Raw genomic sequence first — 21559 nt, forward strand, 5'->3', positions numbered from 1 at the left:
ATGGCAGTGCATCCGGAGGTGGCGGCGTACCGGGCGGCCCGTGCCGCGGCCGGCACCCCGCCGCTGTACGTGCAGACCCTTCCCGAGGCGCGCGCCGCGGACCTGGCCGCGATCCGCGCCGGCAGCGGCGCGGTCGAGCCGGTGACCGAGGTACGCGACGAGCGGATCCCCGGCCCCGCCGGGGAACTGCCGGTACGGGTGTACCGGCCGAGCGGGTCGGGTCCGCTGCCCACCCTGCTGTACTTCTTCGGCGGTGGCTGGACGCTCGGCAGCATCGACACCGCCGACGGCATCTGCCGGCGCCTGGCCAACGCCGTGCCCTGTCAGGTGATCACCGTCGGCTACCGCCTCGCCCCGGAGCACCCGTTCCCGGCGGCGGTGCACGACTGCCACGGCGCAGCCTCGTGGATCGCCCGGCACGCCGACCGGCTGGGCGTGGACCCAACCCGGCTGGCGGTGGGTGGGGACAGCGCCGGCGGGAACCTGGCCGCCGCGGTCACCCTGCTCAGCCGCGCGGACGGGCCCCCGCTCGTCGCGCAACTGCTGGTCTACCCGAACACCGACCAGAGCGGCGAACCGGCAGGTGACGACGACCCGGCGCTGTTCAACAGCCGTTCGGTCGCCTGGTACCGGACGCACTACCTGGCCGACCCGGCGCACGCCCGGGATCCGCTGGCCTCGCCGCTGCTCGCCGACGACCTGTCCGGGCTGCCGCCCGCGCTGGTGATCACCGCCGAACTGGACCCGCTGCGCGCCGAGGGGCAGCGGTACGCCGAGCGGCTGCGCGACGCTGGTGTGTCCACCCGGCTGGAGCACTACCCGGGCATGATCCACGGGTTCTTCGCCATGCCGGGGACCTTCACCGACGGGCGGCGGGCGCAGGAGAGCGCTGCGGCGTTCCTCCGGGAGCGCTTCGGGCTGCCGGCCGGGCCGGTCGATGGGTGAGCGGATGCTGGCCGACGTGCCGGCCGTGTCGCTCGCCGACTACGCGGAGCGGGCCCGGGCACTACTGTCGCCGGACGTGTGGGACTACCTGGCCGGCGGCAGCGCGTCCGAGGTGACCCTCGCCGCGAACCGGCACGCGCTGGACCGGGTCGCGGTGCTGCCCCGGATGCTGCGCGGGGTGGACACCGTCGACCTCGGTACCCAGCTACTCGGCCGTCGTTACGCCATGCCGGTCGGGGTGGCGCCGATGGCGTACCAGCGGCTGGTGCACCCGGACGGGGAGCTGGGGCTGGCGGCGGCGGCCGGCGCGGCCGGGATCCCGTACCTGGCGAGCACGCTGGGCAGCACACCCATCGAACAGGTCACCGGGGTGGGCGCGGACGTCTGGTTCCAGCTCTACTGGCTGCGCGACCGGGCTCTCGTCCGCGACCTGCTGGACCGGGTCGTCGCGGCCGGGTGCCGGGCGCTGGTGGTCACCGTGGACGTCCCGGTGCTCGGCCGGCGTCCCCGGGACCTGCGCAACGCGTTCCGGCTGCCGACCGACGTGGTCGCCGCGAACCTCCCCGACGGTCGCGACGCGCTGGCCCACTCAGGTGCTCCCGGGGTGTCCGCGATCGCCGCGCACACCGCCGCGTCGTTCGCGCCGGCCCTGCGCTGGACGGACCTGGCGTGGCTGCGCGAGCAGGTCGACCTGCCGCTTGTGGTCAAGGGGCTGCTGGACCCGCGCGACGCGACCGAGGCGGTCCGGGTCGGCGCGGACGCGGTGGTCGTCTCCAACCACGGCGGGCGGCAACTGGACGGCTCACCGGCGAGCGTCACCATGCTGCCGGAGGTCGTCGACGCGGTCGGTGACGACTGCCAGGTGCTGCTGGACAGCGGCATCCGGGGCGGCACCGACGTGCTGCGGGCACTGGCGCTGGGCGCGGCCGGGGTGCTGGTTGGCAGGCCGCTGCTCTGGGCGCTGGCGGTCGGCGGCGAAGCGGCCGCCCGGGACGCGTTGGGCCTGCTCGTCGCCGAGTTGACCGACGCGCTCACCCTGGCCGGCTGCGCCGACGTGGCGGCGGCCGGCGAGCTGCGCACCCTCGGGGCGGGTGGTTGAGGGGTGAACGCCGCCGAACCTGTCGACCTGAGCGTCGCCGACCTGCACCCCGCGCTCGGCGATCCGGCGCTGACCTCGATGAACTTCCTCAACGAGGTGTCCGAGCGTTATCCGGCGGCGGTGTCCCTCGCGGCCGGCCGGCCGTACGAGGAGTTCTTTGACCTCGCGGCGGTGCACCGGCACCTGGACACCTTCCACCGGCACCTCGTGGACGACCTGGGGCACCGACCGGAGCAGGCCCGGCGGCTACTGCTGCAGTACGGCCGGACCAAGGGCATCGTGCACCACCTGATCGCCCGCAACCTCGCCGTCGACGAGGGGATCACCGTCGACCCGGAGGACGTGGTGGTGACCGTCGGCTGCCAGGAGGCCATGTTCCTGGTGCTGCGGGCGTTGCGGGCCGGGCCGACGGATGTGCTGCTCGCGGTCGCCCCGACCTACGTCGGGCTGACCGGGGCGGCCCGGCTGGTGGACCTGCCGGTGTGGCCGGTCGCCGGTGGGTCGGCCGGGGTCGATCTGGCCGACCTGGCCGCTCAGGTCCGCCGGGCACGGGCGGCGGGGCTACGCCCGCGCGCCTGCTACCTGATGCCGGACTTCGCCAACCCCTCCGGGGTCAGCATCGACACCGCCCACCGCCAACGGCTGCTGGACCTGGCCGCGCAGGAGGATCTGCTGCTGCTGGAGGACAACCCGTACGGGCTGTTCCACATCGACGACGGGCCGCGCCCGCCCACCCTCAAGGCGTTGGACACCGGGCGACGGGTCGTCTACCTCGGCTCGTTCGCCAAGACCGTGCTCCCCGGCGCCCGGGTCGGGTACGTCGTCGCCGACCAGCGGGTGGCCGGTGCGGACGGGCGGGTCGGCCCGCTCGCCGACCAGCTGGCCATGATCAAGAGCATGGTCACGGTGAACACGTCGCCGATCGCGCAGGCGGTGATCGGCGGTCGGCTGCTCGAACACGGATGCAGCCTGGTGGCCGCGAACAACCGGGAGCGGTCCGCGTACACCCGGAATCTGCGCCACCTGGTGGCCGGCCTGACCCGGCGCTTCCCCGACCAGCCGGACCAGCCGGCGGTGCGCTGGACGGTGCCGGCCGGCGGGTTCTTCGTGGTGGTGACCGTGCCGTTCCCGGTCGACGACGCGCTGCTGGACCGCTCGGCCCGTGACCACGGGGTGCTGTGGACGCCGATGGCGCATTTCTACGACGACACCGCGCCGGTCTGCGCGTTGCGGTTGTCGGTCAGTGCTGTCACGCCGGAGCAGATCGACGTCGGGCTGGATCGGCTCGCGGCGCTGATCACCGACGAGCTGACGCGCCGGGCGGGTTGACACACCGCGTTCATCGGATGGCAATGCGCGACGACCCGCGTGTCGCCGTCCTGGGTGGACGGTCATAATAAGCCGCATGGTTGCCTGGGAGTACGCCCTGCTCGTCCGTCGCTATCAGGGACAGGGCCGCAATTTTCACGTCTCGTTCGTCTGGTACGCGCCGGACGGGTCACGCAAGGACATCACGGCCTTCGGCGACACCGCCATCGCGCACCTCAACCGCGCCGGCCGGGAGGGGTGGGAGCTCGTCTCCGCCGCCGAGGACGTCAACAACGTCCAGGGCAGCACCGAGGTCCACCGCTACCACCTGAAGCGACCCATGGCCTGATCGCCACCGGCCCGCGACGGCCCGACCCCCGGCACTCGAATGAGTGCCGGGGTGACGTTGCCGTCAGTGGTACCGCCGCTCAGCTCAGGTCGATGCCGGGGTAGAGGGGGTACGTGGCCAGCAGGTCGGTGGCCTGGCGGGCGACCTTGTCGGCCAGGCCGGGGTCCAGCGTGTACTTCGCCTTCGACGGCGTGCCGTCGGCGTTCGCGCCGGCGGTGGTCTGGGTCAACACGGTGTGGATCAGCTCGGCGGTCTGGTCCATCTCGGCGGTGCCGAGGCCCCGGGTGGTCAGCGCCGGGGTGCCGATCCGGATCCCGGACGTGTACCAGGCCCCGTTCGGGTCCTGCGGGACCGAGTTGCGGTTGGTGACGATGCCCGAGTCGAGCAGTGCCTGCTCGGCCTGCCGGCCGGTGAGCCCGTAGCCGGACACGTCGATCAGCACCAGGTGGTTGTCGGTGCCACCGGTGACCAGCGTCGCGCCGCGGCGCAGCAGCCCCTCGGCGAGCGCCTGCGAGTTGTCCACGATCCGCTGGGCGTAGTCGGCGAAGTCGGGCCGGCGGGCCTCGGCGAGCGCGACCGCCTTCGCGGCCATGACGTGCGGCAGCGGACCGCCGAGCACCATCGGGCAGCCCCGGTCCACCTGGTCGGCCAGCTCCGGCTGGCAGAGCACCATGCCGCCGCGCGGCCCGCGCAACGACTTGTGCGTGGTGGTCGTGACGATGTGCGCGTGCGGCACCGGGTCGAAGTCGCCGGTGAACACCTTGCCGGCCACCAGGCCCGCGAAGTGCGCCATGTCGACCATGAAGGTCGCACCGACCGAGTCGGCGATCTCGCGCAGGATCCGGAAGTTCACCTTCCGGGGGTACGCCGAGTAGCCGCCCACCAGGATCAGCGGCTTGAACTCGCGGGCCGCCTCGGCCACCCGGTCGTAGTCGATCAGGCCGGTCGCCGGGTCGGTGCCGTAGCTGCGCTGGTCGAACATCTTGCCGGAGATGTTCGGCCGGAAACCGTGGGTGAGGTGGCCGCCGGCGTCCAGCGACATGCCGAGCATCCGCTGGTTGCCCAGCTCGCGGCGCAGCGCGAACCAGTCGGCCTCGGTGAGGTCGTTGACCTGGCGGACCTGGGCCTTCTTCAGGGCGGGGGACTCCACCCGGTCGGCAAGCACCGCCCAGAAGGCGACCAGGTTGGCGTCGATGCCCGAGTGCGGCTGCACGTACGCGTGCGCGGCGCCGAACAGCTCCCGGGCGTGCTCGGCGGCGAGCGCCTCGACGGTGTCGACGTTCTGGCAACCGGCGTAGAAGCGGCGGCCGACGGTGCCCTCGGCGTACTTGTCGCTGAACCAGTTGCCCATGGCCAGCAGGGTCGCCGGGGAGGCGTAGTTCTCGCTGGCGATCAGCTTCAGTGACTCCCGCTGGTCGGTCAGCTCGGCGCCGATGGCGTCGGCGACCCGCGGCTCGACAGCCCGGATCACCTCAAGGGCGCTCCGGAATGCGGTGGACTCGGCGTTGCGGGACATGCGACCTCCAACAGACGTGCGGGAAGGCCCAGGCGCTCGGCAAACGTCCACGTGACGAGGCCGCTCCCCGATGGTTCTCCATCCCCACGCGCCAGTAACGGCCCGGGCCGATCCTACCGGGCCGGGCCCGGCCCTTCGGTTCGCCCTCCAGCAGAGCTCCGCCGAGGTTCGACGAAGGACCCGGACCCGATCAGACCATGGCCAGCGTGCGGGGGATCTCGTCGAGCAGCTCCCGAGCCAGAAAACCGATCCGGCCGTAGCGGGGGATCAGCCGCTGGCCACTCACCGAGTGCGCGAACGAACCCCAGCAGGCGGCCTGCGCCGGGTCGGCGCCCCGGGACAGCAGCCCCGCCAGCAACCCGGCGAGCACGTCCCCGCTGCCGGAGGTACCCAGCCCGGCGTCGCCGCTCTCCTCCCGCCAACCGCGACCGTCCGGGGCGGCCACGTGCCCGTACAGCGACACGACCGCGTCGTACCGGGCGGCCAACTCGGCCGCCTCGGCGTCCAGGTCGTCGCCCGGGTCCCGACCGAGCAGGTGCCCGGCCTCGGTGACGTTGGGGGTGAGCACCACCGGTCGCCCCGAGCCGACCAGCAGGTCCGGCGCGTGGCTGAGCGCACCGAGGGCGTACGCGTCGAGCACCAGCGACGTGTCCGGACGGGCCGCCTCCAGGACCAGGCCCAGCAGCCGGTTGGTCTCGTCGATCGCCTTCAGACCGGGGCCGAGCGTCACCACGTCGGCCTGCGCGACCAGGTCACCGAGCTGGCCGTCCCGGTCGGCGGCCACCGCGCCGTCGGCGGTCTCCGGCAGACCGACCACCAGCGCCTCGGGCACCTGGATGCTCAGCGCGGCGGCCGTGGACTCGGCGGCGGCGAGCTGGAGCACCCCGGCGCCCGCGCGCAGCGCGGCCACCCCGGCGAGCAGCACCGCGCCCGGCGTGAATCGGGAACCGCCGACCACCAGCACGGTGCCCCGGCTCTCCTTCCCACCGACCGGCACCGGCAGCGCCCAGTCCCGCAGCAACCCCGGCGTGATCACCTTCACCTCAGACCGGCTCGGCATGGATCTCGTCCTCCCTGGTCGGCTGGGCGCCCTGCTGACGCAGGTGCGCGACATCGTTGAAAGCGGTGAGCGTCAGGCGGTCCTCGGCATCCGCCGACCACTCGGTGATCGAGCAGTTGGCGATCACCTCCTGCCGGGTGAGCGCCATCAGCTCGTCCTCGGTCAACCCTTCCACCAGATAGCGGAGCAGGAAGACCAGCGCGTCGTGACCGAAGAGCAGCACTCGACAACCCTCGTGGTCACGGCGCAGGTCGCCCAGCAGCGTCCGCAGCCGCAACGCGACATCCGTCCAGGACTCACCGCCCGGCGGCCGGTAGTAGAACTTGCCCAACCGTTGCCGACGGTCGGCCTCGTCCGGGTAGCGTCGCCGCACCCCGTGCCCGGTCAGCCCGTCGAGGATGCCCAGCTCCCGGTCGCGCAGCCGCTCGTCGCGGTGGACCGGAATGTCGGTGCCGGCCAGCGCCAGCCGCGAGGTCTGCACCGCGCGCAGGTACGGCGACACCACCGCCACGTCCGGGCGCTTCGCGTCCGCCAGCTCAGCCAGCCAACGGCCGGTCGCCCGGGCCTGGTCCTCGCCGGTCGCGGAGAGCGGCACGTCGGCGTCGCGGTGGGTGAGGTCGATCAGCTCCGCGCCCGCCGCCTCGGCGTGCGTCGCCGCGACGTTCGCGGTGCTCTCGCCGTGCCGGACGATCCAGAGGGTTGCCAGTTCCGCCATGCGGCCCCCCTACCCGGGCGCCGCCAACGGTAACCGTGTCCGACGATCCGCCATGCCGATGTCCGCTCGGTGGGCATCCGGGCAGGGGCGCAGGTCGTACCCTCGGTGGCGTGGCCACGGCGGCGGAGGAGATCCAGGTGGGGGAGCGGCTGGTCCGCGTCTCCAGCCCCGACAAGCCGTACTTTCCGGAGCGTGGGCTGACCAAGCTGGACGTGGTCCGCTACTTCCTGGCGGTGGGTGACGGCATCCTGCGCGCGCTGCGGGATCGGCCGACCATGCTGGAACGCTGGCCCCGCGGTGTCTTCGAGGGCGCGACGATCGCCACCCGGCAGACCAACCGGGGCGACGCGTTCTACCAGAAGCGGCTTCCGGCGGGCGCGCCCGAGTGGGTGCGGACCGCGCACATCACCTTCCCCAGTGGCCGTACCGCCGACGAGGTCGCGCCGAGCGAGTTGGCCGTGGTCATCTGGGCCGCCAACCTGGGCACCCTGCGGTTCCACCCGTGGCCGGTCACCGCCGCCGACGTGGAACGCCCCGACCAGCTGCGCATCGACCTGGACCCGATGCCCGGCGTCGGCTTCGAGCAGGTGGTGCCGGTGGCGCACGAGGTGCGGGCGTTCCTCGCCGAGCTGGGCATGACCGGCTACCCGAAGACCACCGGCGGTCGGGGTCTGCACGTCTACCTGTCGATCGAGCCGAGGTGGAGCTTCGGTGACTGCCGTCGGGCGGTGCTCGCGCTGGGCCGGGAGATGCAGCGCCGGCTGCCGGATCTGGTCACCACCACCTGGTGGCGCGAACAGCGGGACCGGCCGGTCTTCGTCGACTACAACCAGATGGCCCGGGACCACACGGTGACCTCGGCGTACTCGATCCGGCCGACGCCGGCCGCGCTGGTCTCCGCGCCGCTGGACTGGTCGGAGCTGGACCAGGTCCGCCCGGAGGACTTCGACGTGCTCAGCATGCCGGCCCGGTTCGCCGAGCGCGGCGACCCGCACGCCGGCCTGGACGGTGACCGGCACTCGCTGGAACCGCTGCTGGAGCTGGCTGACCGCGACGGGCTGGAGGCACCGCCGGAGCGCTGAGCGCCGGCGGTCACGCCCAGGGGCTGCCGGCCCCGTCGAACTCCTCGAAGACCAGCCAGGTGCGGGTGGACAGCACCCCGGGGATGCTCTGCACCCGGCCCAGCACCACGTCGCGCAGCGCGGCGTTGTCCGGTGCGCGCACCAGCGCGAGCACGTCGTGGTCACCGCCGAGCAGCGCGGCGTGCTCGATGTAGCGCACCCGGGCCAGCTCGGCCGACACCTCCCGCCAGGTGTTCTGCTCGATGGTCAGGGCGATGTACGCCGACGTGCCCAGCCCGGCTGCCTCGGGCGCCACCTGGGCCCGGAAGCCGGTGATCACCCCGTCGCGGAGCAACCGCTCCACCCGCGCGTACGCGTTGGTGCGGGAGATGTGGATGCGTTCGGCGAGGGTGCGCACCGACGTCCGGCCGTCGCGGACCAGCTCGTCGAGGATCCGCCGGTCGACCTCGTCCAGGGCTCGGGCCGATCGTCCCGATCCCGCGCCCCCGCCTGCTTCGTCGGCGGTCTCCTGGCTCACTGAGCGGCCCTCCGCATGCCAACCGTCCCGCCTTCCGTGTCGATCTTGAGTCAATCATCCACAAGCGGAAGCATAGGCTCACCACACGTCCCAGGAGGTTCCGCCGTGACGACCACTCCCCAGGCGGTCCGCAGGGCATCCCCGCGCACCCGTCGAACGGTCACCCCGCCCGACCCGGCGCGCTCGTTGCTGCCGGACGCCGAGCCGGTCCGCCTGCTCGCCGAGAACGGCACGCCGCTGCCCGCCCGCGCCGACTACCCCGAACCACCCGCCGAGGTGCTGCGCGAGCTGTACCGCCGGATGGTGCTCGGCCGCCGCTTCGACACCCAGGCGACCGCCCTGACCAAGCAGGGCCGGCTCGCCGTCTACCCGTCCTCGCGAGGTCAGGAGGCCTGCCAGGTCGGCGCGGTCCTCGCGGTCCGCGACACCGACTGGGTCTTCCCCACCTACCGCGAGTCGATGGCGCTGGTTGCCCGGGGCATCGACCCGGTCGAGGTGCTCACCCTGCTGCGCGGCGACTGGCACTGCGGCTACGACCCGACCGAGGTACGCACCGCCCCGCAGTGCACCCCGCTCGCCACCCAGTGCGTGCACGCCGCCGGGTTGGCGCACGGCGAGGCGTACCAGGGTCGCGACACCGTGGCGCTGGCCTTCATCGGCGACGGCGCCACCAGCGAGGGCGACTTCCACGAGGGCATCAACTTCGCCGCCGTGTTCAAGGCGCCGGTGGTCTACTTCGTGCAGAACAACAGGTACGCGATCAGCGTCCCGCTGTCGCGGCAGACCGCCGCGCCGTCGCTGGCCTACAAGGGCGTCGGCTACGGCGTACCCAGCGAGCAGGTCGACGGCAACGACCCGGTCGCCGTGCTCGCCGTGCTCACCCGCGCGGTCGCCCACGCCCGGGCCGGCAAGGGACCGTTCCTGGTCGAGGCGCACACCTACCGGATGGAGCCGCACACCAACGCCGACGACGCCACCCGCTACCGCGACGGCGCCGAGGTCGACGCCTGGCGGGACCGGGACCCGGTCGTCCGGCTGGAGACCTACCTGCGGGCCCGCGGTGTGCTCGACGACGCGGCGGTCGCCGAGATCGCCGAGCAGGCCGAGGCGTACGCGGCGGACCTGCGGACCCGGATGAACGAGCAGCCCACCGTCGACCCGCTGAGCCTCTTCGACCACGTCTACGCCGAGCCCACCCCGCAGCTGATCGAACAGCGCGAGCAGGTCCGCGCCGAGCTGGCCGCCGCCCACGCCGAGGAGGGCGACGCCTGATGGCCACCACCATGGCGAAGGCGCTCAACGCCGCGCTCGCCGACGCGCTCGCCGCCGACGACCGGGTCGTCGTCTTCGGTGAGGACGTCGGCGCGCTCGGCGGCGTCTTCCGGATCACCGACGGCCTCCAGGCCCGCTTCGGCGAGAACCGCTGCTTCGACACCCCCCTCGCCGAGGCCGGCATCGTCGGCTTCGCCGTCGGCCTGGCCATGTCCGGCCTCCGCCCGGTCGTCGAGATGCAGTTCGACGCGTTCGCGTACCCGGCGTTCGAACAGATCGCCTCGCACGTGGCGAAGCTGCGCAACCGCACCCGGGGCGCGCTGAGCGTGCCGATCGTCATCCGCGTGCCGTACGCGGGCGGGATCGGCGGGGTCGAGCACCACTGCGACTCGTCCGAGGCGTACTACGCGCACACCCCCGGCCTGAAGGTGGTCACCCCGGCGACCGTCGAGGACGCGTACTCGCTGCTGCGCGAGGCGATCGACGACCCCGACCCGGTGGTCTTCATGGAGCCCAAGAAGCTCTACTTCGCCAGCGACGAGGCGCAGCTTCCGGTCCGCACCGCGCCGTTCGGCCGGGCCGTGGTGCGCCGGCCCGGACGCGACGCCACCCTGGTGGCGTACGGGCCGGCGGTGCCGGTCGCGCTCGAGGCCGCCGAAGCCGCCCGGGAGGAGGGGTGGGACCTGGAGGTCGTCGACGTACGCACGATCGTGCCGTTCGACGACGCCACCATCACCGCCTCGGTCCGGCGTACCGGCCGGTGCGTGGTGATCCAGGAGGCGCCCGGTTTCGCGGGCGTCGGCGCGGAGATCGCCGCCCGGGTGCAGGAGCGCTGCTTCCACGCGCTGCACGCCCCGGTGCTGCGGGTCGCCGGGCTGGACATCCCGTACCCGGCGCCGATGCTGGAGCACACTCACCTGCCCGGCGTGGACCGGGTGCTCGACGCGGTGGCCCGCCTGCAGTGGGACGACCAGCCGGACGCGCGTTGGGCGGCGGCATGACCATCGTCGAACGGACGCAGGTCTTCCTCCTGCCCGACCTGGGTGAGGGGCTGAGCGAGGCCGAGATCGTCGAGTGGCGGGTCGCCGTCGGTGACGTGGTCACCGTCGACCAGAGCGTCGTCGAGGTGGAGACCGCCAAGGCGGTCGTCGACGTGCCCTGCCCGTACGCCGGCCGGGTGGTCACCCTGCACGGCGCGGCCGGTGAGGTACGCCCGGTCGGCCAACCGTTGATCACCATCGCGCCGCTGGACGGGGGTGACGAGCCCGCCGGGCACGCCACCTACCGCGAGGAGGAGCGGGCCGGGTCCGGCAACGTGCTGATCGGGTACGGCACCGGCCACGGCAATGCCGCCCGCCGTCGGCGTCGGCCCCGCCTGGCGGTGGCCCCCGAGCCGACCGACGCCGCCCTCGCCGACGCCGGCGAGACCGGCGGCACCGCCGCGACCGCGGGCAGTGATCGGGCCGTCGCCGCCCTGGTCCCGGGGCCGACCGCTCTGGTCATCTCGCCGATCGTGCGGCGGCTGGCCCGTGAGCACGGCGTCGACCTCGGCACGGTACGGGGCACCGGGCCCGGGGGCGTGATCCGCCGCGCCGACGTGGAGGCCGCGCTGACCGTGCCCGCCGCCCGGCTCGCCGCCGTCCCGGACCCACAGGTCGCGTCCGCAGCGGTCGGTGACGGTGACGGTGACGTGATCGTCCCGCTCACCGGCGTCCGCAAGGTGATCGCTGACAAGCTCTCCCGCAGCCGGCGGGAGATCCCGGAGGTGACCATCTGGGTCGACGTGGACGCCACCGGCCTGCTGGAGACCCGAGCCGCGATCAACGCTGCGACACCCGACGCGCCGGTGAGCATCCTGGCCCTGCTGGCCCGGATCTGCCTCAGCGGGCTGCGCCGGTTCCCGCAGCTCAACGCCCGGGTGGACACCGAGGCGCAGCACATCGTCCAGTCCGCCGGGGTGCACCTCGGCATCGCCGCGCAGACCGACAGGGGTCTGCTGGTGCCGGTGCTGCGCGACGCCCAGCGGCTCACCACCGCCGAGCTGGCCGCCGAACTGGCGGCGACCACCGCCGCCGCGCGAGCCGGCAGCCTGCCCCCGGCCCGGCTCACCGGCGGCACCTTCACCCTCAACAACTACGGGGTGTTCGGCGTCGACGGCTCCACGCCGATCATCAACCACCCCGAGGCGGCCCTGCTCGGTGTCGGGCGGATCGTGGACAAGCCGTGGGTGGTCGACGGGCAACTCGCCGTCCGCAAGGTGACCCAGCTCAGCCTCACCTTCGACCACCGGGTCTGCGACGGCGGGGTGGCCGGTGGCTTCCTGCGGCACGTCGCCGACTGCGTGGAGCGCCCGGCGCTGCTGATCGCCGCCGTCTGACGCGTACCCCCTCGGCCCCGGCGCTGCCCGTGCGGCGCCGGGGCCGAGCGCGCGTCCGGGGTTTCCCGGCCGGTGTGGTCGGGCCGGGGTTTCCCGGCGGTGTGGTCGGGCCGGGGTTTCCCGGCGGCCGCACCGGGAAGTCGGCCCCGCCGGAGCGCACCGAACGCGTCGAAGGGAGCCGGCCTGTGGCCGTGGCGAACGAGCTGCTACTGAACGCGGTCCGGGTACGACGGCCCGCCTCGGCCGGCGCGCCGCTCTACTGCGACGCGCTGGAGTACGGGCTGACCGGTGACGGCTCGACCAACGACCAGCCGGCGCTGGCCGCCCTCGTGGACCGCCTCGGCGACGGATACGCCTCGGACGGGCGGGCCCGGGTCATCTACTGCCCGCCGGGCATCTACTCGATCCGGGACGCGGGCACGGTGTGGCGCAGCGGTGTGTCGCTGATCGGGGCCGGACCGGCGGCGACCCGGTTCATGCTCAGCAACGAGGGCAACCGGGCCGACCCGACCCCGTTGGCCTTCTGGACCACAGTGCAGCACGGCGCCGACCGGGACCGGCACATCGCCGACTGCACCTTCTCCGACTTCCAGATCGACGGCTCCGGCGTCGCCATGGCCGAGTACAACTACCTGGCCAAGGGCCTCGGCCTCCAGTACGTGGTGCGGGGCGTCTTCCGCAACCTCTACATCCACCACACCGCGGCCACCGGGCTGGGCTGCGACTTCCTCCAGGATTCCCTGATCGACGGCGTGGTGGTGGTCGGCTGTGGCCGACTGGACAACGGCGAGCAGATCGGCGGCGCCGGCATCGGGATCGGCATCGGCGGCTGGGGCGCGGTGGAGCGGCTGACCATCGCCAACTGCACAGCCCTGGCCAACGGCACCAACGGCATCTTCCTGGAGCTGCAGAAGGACTACTGGGCGCCGCCGCGGGGCTACCGCATCGTCGGCTGCCACAGTCAGGGCAACCGCTTCGGCATCTCCGACTGGGGCGCCGACGGCCTGATCGTCTCCGCGTGCACGATGACCGGGAACCTGGAGGCCGGTTTCGACGTGTCGGCGCAGGGGACGTCGTCCGTGGCCGGCCGGGGTGGGCTGCTCACCGACTGCGTCATCGACGGCAACCTGTGCGACGGGGTCAGCATCGGCAACAGCCCCGGCCCGTACACCGTCCGGGGCAACCGGATCAGCGGCAACGGCCGGCACGGCTATCACGCGCACGACCTCGGGCGCGGCTACCGGGGCTCGATCCGGGACGTGGTGATCGAGAGCAACGAGTTCTGGGGCAACGGCCTCGACGCCGTCCGGATCGACCATCAGATGACCGACGCGGTGCTGCTCAACAACCGGATCCGCAACAACGGGCGGCAGTACGGCGAGGGCACCGGGGGCGCGGGCGACGCGGTCCGCTACAGCGAGCGGTGCCTGGTGGACCGGTCGGCCAACTGGCCGCACGACGGGCACCGGGGCAAGGTCCTGCGGGTCGGGAAGGCCGTCGCCATGGTGGCCTCCAACACCGGCGACGAACTCACCCTCGCCCCGGTCCGCCCGGACGCCTTCACCGCCTGGAGCGGGAACGTGCCACCGCCGGGCTGCGGATACGAACTGGCCGCCGCACCCCAACTGCGGGCCGGCATCACCATCGACGCGCCGTTCGACTCGGCCACCATTCGGGGGAACCGGATCTGGGACAACCACGACAACCAGACCCAGACGCACGGACTGTGGATCACCGGGCGTGGCAGTTGTGTGGACTGCCGGGTCGAGGACAACGACCTGGCCGGCAACGCCGACGAGGGGATGCGACTGGACACGCCGCCGGTGGGCGGACGGTGGCGGGACAACCACGTGGACAGCGACTGGAGCTGAGCGTCCGCCGGCCGCCGTCTGGACCAGGCCGCCCGGCGACACCGTGGAGCTGAACGACGTGCGGCGGCGGCCGGAGTGATCCGGCCGCCGCCGCTGCGCTGGTTGAGCTGGTCAGCCGGCCAGACCGGCCACCGCCGGGGTCGGATCCAGGACCACCGTCGCCGAGCCGGACTGCGGGGGTACGCCCGGGTCGGTCGGCGCGTCGGTGTACTCCGCGACGAACACTGCGGTCAGGTTGTCCGCGCCGCTGTGCCCCCCGTCCAGGAAGGTGGGGATCGTCCCGGAGCAACCCGTCGAGGTGGACAGCGGGTGCCCGTGCTCATCGTGCCCGAGCACGTAGGTGACCTTCACCCGGGAGCAGTCCACCGGCAGGTCGTCGGTGACCTTCACCTCGTACGCGACAGTCTGACCGAACTGGAACGGCTGCCCGGCCACCGGCGCGACGAACTCGACGATCGGCGCGGTCGGCCCGACCACCAGCGGCAGGGACGCCGAGGCGGACCGTCCGGTGCGGTCGGTCACCTTCAACGTCGGCGTGTACGAGCCGTTCTCCGGGAACGTCCAGCTCGCGTTCGGCGCGGTGCTGTCCACCGAGCCGTCCGCGTTGAAGTCCCACGCGTAGCTCAGCTTGTCACCGTCCGGGTCGGTCGTGCCGGCGCTGGAGAACGCGACCGTCAGCGGGGCCTGCCCGACGGTCGGGGTGCCGCTGATCTTCGGGATCGGCGTCCGGTTGCCGCGCACGAAGTCGATCCGGGACAGCTGCGCGTCCGGGTTCTCGGCGAAGTAGCCGTCGCCGTACTCCAGCACGTAGAGCGCGCCGTCCGGGCCGAACTCCATGTCCATCGGGTTGTCCACCACCAGCGACGGCACCACCGGACGGATGTCCGCGACGTCGCCGTCGGAGTCCAGGCGGAACTCCTTGATGTAGTCGCGGGTCCACTCGTAGAACAGCGGCACGCCGTCGTAGTAGGCCGGCCAGCGGGTACGCGACGTGCTGGTCCCGTCGTACTCGTACGCCGGGCCGCCCATCGGGCCGATGCCGCCGGTGCCCAACTGCGGGAAGTCACCCGACGCCGCGGAGGGGTACCAGACCTCCGGCTGCTCGACCGGCGGCAGCTGCCGCTTGCCGGTGTTGTGCGGTGAGTCGTTGACCGGGCGCTTGCAGTTGAACTTGGCACCGGACTCGCCGGTGGCGAAGTCGTAGTCGCGGTAGGCGATCGTCGGCGTCACACAGTACGGCCAGCCGTAGTTCGCCGGCTTGTCGACGCGCATCCACCGACCGTGCCCGGCCGGCCCGCGCTCCGGGTTCGGGTTGGAGGCGTCCGGGGAGTAGTCGCCCACGTACACGTCGTCGGTCCGCTTGTCGACGGCGAACCGGAACGCGTTGCGCAGCCCCATCGCGTAGATCTCCGGGCGGGTCTGCGCCGTGCCGGGCTTGAACAGGTTGCCGGCCGGCACCGTGTAACCACCACCGGCCTTCACCTTGATCCGCAGCAGCTTGCCGCGCAGGTCGTTGGTGTTGGCCGAGGTGCGCTGGGCGTCGTACGCCGGGTTGCGGTCGGCCCGCTCGTCGATCGGGATGTAGCCGTCGGAGGCGAACGGGTTGGTGTCGTCACCCGTCGACAGGTACAGGTTGCCCTTGCTGTCGAAGTCGATCTGGCCGCCGACGTGGCAGCAGATGCCCCGGTCGGTGGGCACGTCGATGATCTGCTGCTCGCTGGCGAGGTTCAGCCTCTGCCCGTCCAGCTTGAACCGGGACAGCCGCAGCGCGCCCTTGAACCGCTGCCAGTCCGCCTCGGTGCCGGTCTCCGGCGCGTCCCCCTCGTTGACGCCGGGGGTCGCCGGGTCGTCCACCGGCGTGTCCAGCGGCGGCGAGTAGTACAGGTACACCCACTTGTTCTGGGCGAAGTTCGGGTCGATGGCGACCCCCTGCAACCCCTCCTCGTCGTGCTCGTACACGGGGATGTCGGCGGCGAGGGTGTTCAGCCCGGTGCGCGGGTCGTGGATGCGGACCTCACCGGTACGGGAGGTGTGCAGCACCCGCAGGTCGGGCAGGACGGCGAGGCTCATCGGCTCGCCCGGGAAGTCGTTGAGTGTCACTTTCTGGAAACTGCTGTCCGGCGGTGCGGCCGGCGCCGCGGCCGCTGCCGACGGTGGTACGGCCAGGCCGGCCGTCACCAGCAGCAGTGCGGACGCGAATGCGGTCCTGTTCATCAGGTATGTCCCCCGGGGTGGTTTCAGTACCGAAGTGAAGCGAGGTAGTCGAAGCCGACGCGAGCGGTGTCCAGGGCGTCGGCGGGGGAGCGCGGCGCGGTGCCCGCGTCGTCACGCTCCACGATGTACTCCTCGATGCCGGCCTCCCGCTCGTGGGCGAAGATGCGGCCGAAGTCGATGACGCCGTCGCCGAGGTCGGAGAAGCCACCCTCGACGTCGAGGTCCTTGACGTGCACCTGGCGGATCCGGCCGCGGTTGGCCCGGATCACGTCGACCGGGTCATGCGCGCCCCGCCAGGTCCAGTAGAGGTCGAGCTCGAAGTGGACCAGCCGGGGATCGGTCTGCGCGCTGAGGATGTCGAACCCGGTCGAGCCGCCGGTCAGCGGCACGAACTCGAGCTGGTGGTTGTGGTAGCCGAAGTCGAGCCCCGCCCGTTCGGCGAGCCGACCGGCACGGTTCAGGTCGCGCGCCAGGGCACGGTAGACGGCAGGGTCCCGGATCGGCTGACCGCTCGCGTCCCGACCGAAGTACGGGTGGACGATCTTCTTGCAGCCCACCACGTTGGCGTCGGCGAGGGCCTGCTCCCAGGTGGCGTCGTTGAACGGCTGCGGGATGCCGACGTGCCCGGAGGTGGAACGCAGCCCGGCCTCGTCGAGCGCGGCCCGGAACTGCGCGGCGGTGCGTCCGACGAAACCGGCGTGCTCCACCCGCCGGTAGCCGATCCGGCGCAGAGCGTCCAGGCTGCCGGGCAGATCGGCGGCGAGCTGATCACGCAGCGTGTAGAGCTGGATGCTGATCCGGTCCACCGGCACCCGGCGGCGGCCCTGGGCCTGCCCGCCGGACGCGGCGGGCGCGGCGGCGGCCGGGCCGCCAAGGAGGCCGACGGCGCCGACGGCGGCCGCGGAGACGGTCGCGGCGCGAAGCACTCCACGCCGGCTGACCGGCTCGGACGCCGGTGTCGGCCCCGGTCGGTTGAGTTGTTGATCCATGGTGGTGGTCCCTTCCTGACGGCTGGTACGCCGTCGGCGGCGGTCGACCTGACTGCCGTCTGCCGGGCGCGCCGAACCGGCCGGAGGCGGGCTCCGGCTGGACGGTGAGGGACGGCGCTCGGGTGCGGCCCGGACCCATCGGGAGCGGAACGCGGCGACCCGGCAGAGGTGGCGGTAAGTTGATCGACGAATGGGCAACCCTCTATCTAGATCGTGACCTTACCCTTGCCTCCGGACGAAGGCAAAGCTTCGTCGCGTTCGGCAGAAGTTTCGCTTCAGCCGACAAAAGTCCGTCCACGAGGTGCGCCACGGGCCGTGACCTTCTACTTCCCGGGCCCCACCGCCCCGAGGGCGATCTGTCTCGCCGCCCAGGCCCGCCGGCTCGCCCCCCGGCCCGGCTCGCCCTGGCGCTGGATCCGCACCGGCACGCCCTCAGGGCCGCCGCCCCCCACCATTCGGACAGTCGACGTTGCGTCGCTCAAGCGGAGCAAAGCGCATGACACGGGTCGGTTGAACACCTGTTCCGTCAACTGGAACATTGTCGGAAAATGCGCCGGTAAATGCGCTGACGATTATTTCTGAATACGGCGGATACTCCTGTTGGGCAGGTCAGAATGTGGCGGAGGGAAGCCGAAAACGGGGGGACTGAACATGACGTCTAGGCGGCGATTGACGCTGTTGGCGGTAACCATCGCAGCCGCACCACTCGTCTTGGGTGCGTGCACCGCCGACCGGGGGTCGGCCACCGGCTCGGCCAAGAAGCACGCCCCGCCGGAACTCGCCGTGACACCGGGGGACAAGGCCCGGGACGTCCCGGTCAGTGCCGAGGTGGGCACCATGGTCAAGGGCGGGCGGGTCACCGGCGTACGCCTCACCGACGACAAGGGCAAGCAGGTCAACGCCGAGCCGCGCGAGGACGGCTCCGGCTGGGTGCCGAGCGCTCCGCTGCAACCGCGACGGACCTACACCGCCGAGGTGACGGCGACCGGTGACTCCGGTGCCACCACCACCCGCACCACCACGTTCACGACGATGGCCAAATCGACCAAACCGCAGATCACCAGCACCCTCTATTTCAACGGCAATCGGACGTACGGCACGGCGATGCCGGTAACGGTGGCGTTCGACCCGGGAATTCCGAAAGGGGCCAGAGCGGATGTCCAACGGCGGTTGTTCGTAAAGACCAATCCGCCGCAGCCGGGCACATGGTCGTGGCTTGAGGATGGAACTCAGGTCTATTACCGGGCACCCGATTTCTGGAAGCCGGGCACCACCATCAGCGTCCGGGCCGGTCTGGAGGGTCTGCCGATCGGAAAGGACCGGGTCGGCGACGCCGAGCGGACCGCGACCTCCAAGATCGGACGACAGGTCTCGCTGGAGATCGACAACGCCACCAAGCAGATGACCGTGCTGCGTGACGGCAAGCAGGTCCGCCGGATCCCGGTCAGCCTGGGCAAGCCGAGCACGCCGAGTTCCAGCGGCAAGATGGTGATCATGGAGAAGCACGAACGGGTCACCTTCGACACCCGGGGTGAGCCGGACGGTGGCTACGTGGTCGACGTCGACGACGCCCAGCGCTACACCTGGGGCGGCGAGTTCATCCACTCCGCCCCCTGGTCGGAGGGGGACCAGGGCAACACCAACGTCTCGCACGGTTGCGCGAACGTCTCCGCCACCGCTGCGGACTGGTTGATGGGGGTGACGCAGGTCGGTGACCTGGTCACCGTCAAGGGCACCGAGGTGGAGTTGCAGCCGGGCAACGGCTGGACCGCCTGGAACGTGAGCTGGGACGAGTTCGCCCGGGGCAGCGCCCTGCCGGTGCCGCCCGGGCTCAAGCCCGCACCGGTGGCCCCGGCGCATCCCGGCGCGGTGGCCGGCGGATCACCCGCCCCGGCACCCTCGGTCAGCGGCCGCTGACACGCCGCTCGCGGCAGGACAGGGCCGGCCCGCCACAACGGCGGACCGGCCCCGTCGCCGCCCGCAACTCCGGCCATCACCCCAGGGGTACGCGGGCCACCCCGGAGCCGGTCAGGCTGCCCAGCCAGAGGTGATCGCCGTGCTGGCGTACCCCGGTGATCATCGAGTAGTGCCCGTTCGGACCGTGCAGTGTCCGGCGGACCGTGCCAGTGCCATCGACAAGCGCGACCAGCCCGTAGCGGCGTGGCTGCGGCTGCATCGCGTCGGGCAGCAGAGCGGCGATCTGACGCAGCCGCGGATGGGGCAGCAGCCGCTCGGCGATCGGCACCCGTGGGCTGGGCAGCGCGATCCAGTACGTCCCGTCACCCACCGAGGCGAGATTGTCCGGGTACGCGGGCAGGTCGGCGAGGACCCGCACGTTGCCGCTCAGCTCGACGCGCAGCAGGCGGTGGGTGCTGGTCTCCACGAGCATCAGCGCCGACTCGTCCGGGGTCAGCGCGATCCCGTTGGGGAAGTACAGCCCCTCGGTCACCACCTCGGTGCGGCCGCTGCCCGGATGGTGCGCCAGCACCCGACCGTTCGGGCGGTGCTCCAGCAGGTCCCGTTTCCAGTGGGAGACCGGAAAGCGGTCGGAGCTGTCGGTGAAGTAGATGGTGCCGTCGCGGCCCACCGTCGCGTTGTTGGCCAGGTGCACCGGGGGTGCCGTCCCGGTCAGTTCGCGTACCGCGCCGTCCGGCGTGACCCGCAGCAACCCGCGGTACGCGTCGCAGACCACCAGGGCCTCGCCGGACGGGTCCAGTTCGATGCCGAGCGGACGGCCCCCGGTCTCGGCCAGCAGTCGGGGTCGGGTGCCGGCCGACGCGTCGACCGGCCACCACCAGAGCCGACCGTCCTCGTCGCCACTGATCACCCGCCCGGAACCGTCGACAAGCACGTCCTCGGGGCCGACAGCGCCCGCGGGGAGGGGCAGCAGCTCGGCGTGGTCGAGCCGGCGGTCGGTGGGGGCCCACGCCCCGGCGAGCGCCGGAGGGCTGGTGGCCGGCTCGCGGACGGGACGGATCAGCCGGGGCGGCCGGGGCCGGGGGATCAGCATCGACCTATTCTCCACCCCGGTGTCGGCCGATCACCGGGTTCCGCGCCCGCGCGGCGCGCCGCCCGGACCCCGACTCCACCCCGAGAGGGACGTGGAGCACCTCGGGGTATGCCCCTGGACGTACCCGGAATCACTCCGTGGAGGGGCGAAAGTGTCGGTGGTGGGGGCTAGATTTCTGGGCATGGAAGAGCACAGCGACCGGCTCGACGTGCAGGTCAGCGTGGGTGACCGGATGGTCCTCATGCGGGTGGCCGGCGAGATCGACATCGCCACGGTGGCCGCGTTCCGGTCCGCGCTGTGGTCCGCGCCGGCCCGCCCGGTCCTTCAACTGGAGTTGTCCGGGCTGCGGTTGCTCTCCGCCGCCGGCGTTCGCACGCTGCTCGCCGCGCATCTGCGCGTGCGGGCCTGCGGCGGCGAGTTGGTCCTGGTCGACCCGAGCCCGGTGGTGGCGCGGGTGCTGCGCGTCAGCGGGCTGCACCGCGTGATGCCGATTCTGGAGCCGGCCGCGGCGATCGAGGCCGCGCGTCGCCAGCCGGCCGCGGGGTTCGAGGCCGCGCGTCGCCCGGTGGTGGCGACCACAGACCTGCAACTGGCGGCCTGACCCCGCTCGGCGAGGTGGGCCGCTGCACCGGGCGTGATGCGGGGCCGCCGGCGTGCGCCGGCGACCCCGACAGTGTGGTCAGCTCACGCCGAGCAGGTCGACGACGAAGACGAGCGTCTCGCCCGGCTTGATGACGCCGCCGGCGCCCCGGTCGCCGTACCCCAGGTGCGGCGGGATGGTCAGGCGGCGGCGACCGCCGACGCGCATGCCGGCGACGCCCTGGTCCCAGCCGGCGATGACCTGACCGCCGCCGAGCGGAAATTCGAACGCCTCGCCCCGGTTCCAGGACGAGTCGAACTCGCCGCCGGTGGAGTGCGACACGCCGACATAGTGCACGCTGACCAGTTGGCCCGGCTCGGCCTGCGGGCCGTCGCCCACGGTGATGTCCTCGATCACGAGGTCGGCCGGCGGTGCACCCTCGATCGGACCAACCTCCGGCTTACCCGATTGGGCGCCTGCTGCCTGGGTCATGCGGGGATCTCCTGCCGTGTTGGGTGATGTGTCCGGTCACCGTCGATCCTGCCGGATCACCCCTCACCGATGTGCGGCGGACCCGCCGCCTGCTCCGAGTCGACTTGGCCGGACCGCCGATGTCGGGGTCGGGTGTTCACCTAGGCTCGGACTGGGCGGGCCG

The 21559-nt window shown here is 72.5% G+C and carries 19 protein-coding genes and 1 riboswitch; of the genes, 11 read left to right on the top strand and 8 right to left on the bottom strand.

The annotated features are described in order from the left end of the window. The 4 genes from ACQP0U_RS15060 (at position 1) to ACQP0U_RS15075 (ending at position 3701) form a co-directional block, all read left to right on the top strand. The gene (locus tag ACQP0U_RS15060; RefSeq protein WP_433319826.1) at positions 1 to 945 is read left to right on the top strand and encodes an alpha/beta hydrolase; all 945 of its coding nucleotides are present in this window, start codon (positions 1 to 3) and stop codon (positions 943 to 945) included. Continuing rightward, the gene (locus ACQP0U_RS15065; RefSeq protein WP_433319829.1) at positions 938 to 2044 is read left to right on the top strand and encodes an alpha-hydroxy acid oxidase; all 1107 of its coding nucleotides are present in this window, start codon (positions 938 to 940) and stop codon (positions 2042 to 2044) included. Before ACQP0U_RS15060 ends, ACQP0U_RS15065 begins: the two co-directional genes overlap by 8 nt. 78 nt (positions 2045 to 2122) lie before the next feature. After that, on the top strand, positions 2123 to 3373 hold the full coding sequence (locus ACQP0U_RS15070) for a PLP-dependent aminotransferase family protein (RefSeq protein WP_433320856.1): 1251 nt from the start codon (positions 2123 to 2125) through the stop codon (positions 3371 to 3373). 67 nt (positions 3374 to 3440) lie between these two features. Continuing rightward, positions 3441 to 3701 (top strand): hypothetical protein, encoded by a 261-nt coding sequence (locus ACQP0U_RS15075; protein ID WP_357205073.1) that lies wholly within the window; start codon positions 3441 to 3443, stop codon positions 3699 to 3701. A 79-nt stretch (positions 3702 to 3780) separates the two neighbouring features. Here ACQP0U_RS15075 and ACQP0U_RS15080 read toward each other — a convergent pair whose 3' ends face one another. The 3 genes from ACQP0U_RS15080 to ACQP0U_RS15090 all read right to left on the bottom strand — a co-directional run bounded on the left by ACQP0U_RS15080 (position 3781) and on the right by ACQP0U_RS15090 (position 6992). After that, entirely contained in the window at positions 3781 to 5217 is a 1437-nt protein-coding gene (locus tag ACQP0U_RS15080; protein ID WP_433319832.1) for a glycine hydroxymethyltransferase, read from the bottom strand. A gap of 19 nt (positions 5218 to 5236) precedes the next feature. Beyond that, positions 5237 to 5326, bottom strand: a riboswitch (ZMP/ZTP riboswitch). Positions 5327 to 5407: 81 nt separating this feature from the next. Continuing rightward, the gene (locus ACQP0U_RS15085; RefSeq protein WP_433319835.1) at positions 5408 to 6277 is read right to left on the bottom strand and encodes an NAD(P)H-hydrate dehydratase; all 870 of its coding nucleotides are present in this window, start codon (positions 6275 to 6277) and stop codon (positions 5408 to 5410) included. Then, positions 6261 to 6992, bottom strand: a complete 732-nt coding sequence (locus ACQP0U_RS15090; RefSeq protein WP_433319838.1) for a histidine phosphatase family protein — start codon at positions 6990 to 6992, stop codon at positions 6261 to 6263. The genes ACQP0U_RS15085 and ACQP0U_RS15090 overlap by 17 nt, the downstream gene beginning before the upstream one ends. Before the next feature lie 110 nt (positions 6993 to 7102). Here ACQP0U_RS15090 and ACQP0U_RS15095 point away from each other — a divergent pair, with 110 nt between their 5' ends. Continuing rightward, a complete protein-coding gene (locus ACQP0U_RS15095) occupies positions 7103 to 8074 on the top strand; it encodes a DNA polymerase domain-containing protein (RefSeq protein WP_091397700.1) in 972 nt (323 codons plus the stop codon). A gap of 10 nt (positions 8075 to 8084) precedes the next feature. Here the strand turns inward: ACQP0U_RS15095 and ACQP0U_RS15100 are convergent, their stop codons facing one another. Next, the gene (locus ACQP0U_RS15100) at positions 8085 to 8591 is read right to left on the bottom strand and encodes an Lrp/AsnC family transcriptional regulator (RefSeq protein WP_433319841.1); all 507 of its coding nucleotides are present in this window, start codon (positions 8589 to 8591) and stop codon (positions 8085 to 8087) included. Between the two features lie 105 nt (positions 8592 to 8696). Here ACQP0U_RS15100 and pdhA point away from each other — a divergent pair, with 105 nt between their 5' ends. The 4 genes from pdhA to ACQP0U_RS15120 all read left to right on the top strand — a co-directional run bounded on the left by pdhA (position 8697) and on the right by ACQP0U_RS15120 (position 14111). Further along, positions 8697 to 9863: a pyruvate dehydrogenase (acetyl-transferring) E1 component subunit alpha gene (gene pdhA, locus ACQP0U_RS15105; RefSeq protein ID WP_433319844.1), complete on the top strand. Its 1167-nt coding sequence runs from the start codon at positions 8697 to 8699 to the stop codon at positions 9861 to 9863. Next, positions 9860 to 10864: an alpha-ketoacid dehydrogenase subunit beta gene (locus tag ACQP0U_RS15110; protein WP_433320860.1), complete on the top strand. Its 1005-nt coding sequence runs from the start codon at positions 9860 to 9862 to the stop codon at positions 10862 to 10864. Before pdhA ends, ACQP0U_RS15110 begins: the two co-directional genes overlap by 4 nt. Further along, positions 10861 to 12240 carry a dihydrolipoamide acetyltransferase family protein gene (locus ACQP0U_RS15115; RefSeq protein WP_433319847.1) on the top strand — a complete coding sequence of 460 codons (1380 nt, stop codon included), beginning with the start codon at positions 10861 to 10863 and terminating at the stop codon, positions 12238 to 12240. The genes ACQP0U_RS15110 and ACQP0U_RS15115 overlap by 4 nt, the downstream gene beginning before the upstream one ends. Positions 12241 to 12431: 191 nt before the next feature. After that, positions 12432 to 14111, top strand: coding sequence for a right-handed parallel beta-helix repeat-containing protein (locus tag ACQP0U_RS15120; protein ID WP_433320863.1), 1680 nt, complete (start codon positions 12432 to 12434; stop codon positions 14109 to 14111). 111 nt (positions 14112 to 14222) lie between these two features. Here ACQP0U_RS15120 and ACQP0U_RS15125 read toward each other — a convergent pair whose 3' ends face one another. After that, complete coding sequence (locus tag ACQP0U_RS15125) at positions 14223 to 16325, bottom strand: PQQ-dependent sugar dehydrogenase (protein WP_433319850.1); 2103 nt, start codon at positions 16323 to 16325, stop codon at positions 14223 to 14225. Positions 16326 to 16348: 23 nt separating this feature from the next. After that, positions 16349 to 17314, bottom strand: a complete 966-nt coding sequence (locus ACQP0U_RS15130; protein WP_433319853.1) for a sugar phosphate isomerase/epimerase family protein — start codon at positions 17312 to 17314, stop codon at positions 16349 to 16351. Between the two features lie 651 nt (positions 17315 to 17965). Here ACQP0U_RS15130 and ACQP0U_RS15135 point away from each other — a divergent pair. Beyond that, positions 17966 to 19231 (top strand): Ig-like domain-containing protein, encoded by a 1266-nt coding sequence (locus ACQP0U_RS15135; RefSeq protein WP_433319856.1) that lies wholly within the window; start codon positions 17966 to 17968, stop codon positions 19229 to 19231. Between the two features lie 76 nt (positions 19232 to 19307). On the opposite strand, the gene ACQP0U_RS15140 is transcribed toward ACQP0U_RS15135, so the two are convergent. Further along, complete coding sequence (locus ACQP0U_RS15140; RefSeq protein ID WP_433319859.1) at positions 19308 to 20324, bottom strand: SMP-30/gluconolactonase/LRE family protein; 1017 nt, start codon at positions 20322 to 20324, stop codon at positions 19308 to 19310. 181 nt (positions 20325 to 20505) lie between these two features. Between ACQP0U_RS15140 and ACQP0U_RS15145 the strand changes: the two genes are divergently transcribed. Continuing rightward, complete coding sequence (locus ACQP0U_RS15145; protein ID WP_433319862.1) at positions 20506 to 20925, top strand: STAS domain-containing protein; 420 nt, start codon at positions 20506 to 20508, stop codon at positions 20923 to 20925. Between the two features lie 78 nt (positions 20926 to 21003). Here the strand turns inward: ACQP0U_RS15145 and ACQP0U_RS15150 are convergent, their stop codons facing one another. Then, positions 21004 to 21396, bottom strand: coding sequence for an FKBP-type peptidyl-prolyl cis-trans isomerase (locus ACQP0U_RS15150; RefSeq protein ID WP_433319865.1), 393 nt, complete (start codon positions 21394 to 21396; stop codon positions 21004 to 21006). Positions 21397 to 21559 lie beyond the last annotated feature (163 nt).

Source organism: Micromonospora sp. CA-269861 (genome assembly GCF_050948505.1).
Lineage (GTDB): Bacteria > Actinomycetota > Actinomycetes > Mycobacteriales > Micromonosporaceae > Micromonospora.

Coding starts and splice junctions, on each gene's coding strand:
- ACQP0U_RS15060 (WP_433319826.1), top strand. CDS start 1: ATGGCAGTGCATCCGGAGGTGGCGGCGTACCGGGCGGCCCGTGCCGCG.
- ACQP0U_RS15065 (WP_433319829.1), top strand. CDS start 938: ATGGGTGAGCGGATGCTGGCCGACGTGCCGGCCGTGTCGCTCGCCGAC.
- ACQP0U_RS15070 (WP_433320856.1), top strand. CDS start 2,123: ATGAACTTCCTCAACGAGGTGTCCGAGCGTTATCCGGCGGCGGTGTCC.
- ACQP0U_RS15080 (WP_433319832.1), bottom strand. CDS start 5,217: ATGTCCCGCAACGCCGAGTCCACCGCATTCCGGAGCGCCCTTGAGGTG.
- ACQP0U_RS15085 (WP_433319835.1), bottom strand. CDS start 6,277: ATGCCGAGCCGGTCTGAGGTGAAGGTGATCACGCCGGGGTTGCTGCGG.
- ACQP0U_RS15090 (WP_433319838.1), bottom strand. CDS start 6,992: ATGGCGGAACTGGCAACCCTCTGGATCGTCCGGCACGGCGAGAGCACC.
- ACQP0U_RS15115 (WP_433319847.1), top strand. CDS start 10,861: ATGACCATCGTCGAACGGACGCAGGTCTTCCTCCTGCCCGACCTGGGT.
- ACQP0U_RS15125 (WP_433319850.1), bottom strand. CDS start 16,325: ATGAACAGGACCGCATTCGCGTCCGCACTGCTGCTGGTGACGGCCGGC.
- ACQP0U_RS15130 (WP_433319853.1), bottom strand. CDS start 17,314: ATGGATCAACAACTCAACCGACCGGGGCCGACACCGGCGTCCGAGCCG.
- ACQP0U_RS15135 (WP_433319856.1), top strand. CDS start 17,966: ATGACGTCTAGGCGGCGATTGACGCTGTTGGCGGTAACCATCGCAGCC.
- ACQP0U_RS15140 (WP_433319859.1), bottom strand. CDS start 20,324: ATGCTGATCCCCCGGCCCCGGCCGCCCCGGCTGATCCGTCCCGTCCGC.
- ACQP0U_RS15145 (WP_433319862.1), top strand. CDS start 20,506: ATGGAAGAGCACAGCGACCGGCTCGACGTGCAGGTCAGCGTGGGTGAC.
- ACQP0U_RS15150 (WP_433319865.1), bottom strand. CDS start 21,396: ATGACCCAGGCAGCAGGCGCCCAATCGGGTAAGCCGGAGGTTGGTCCG.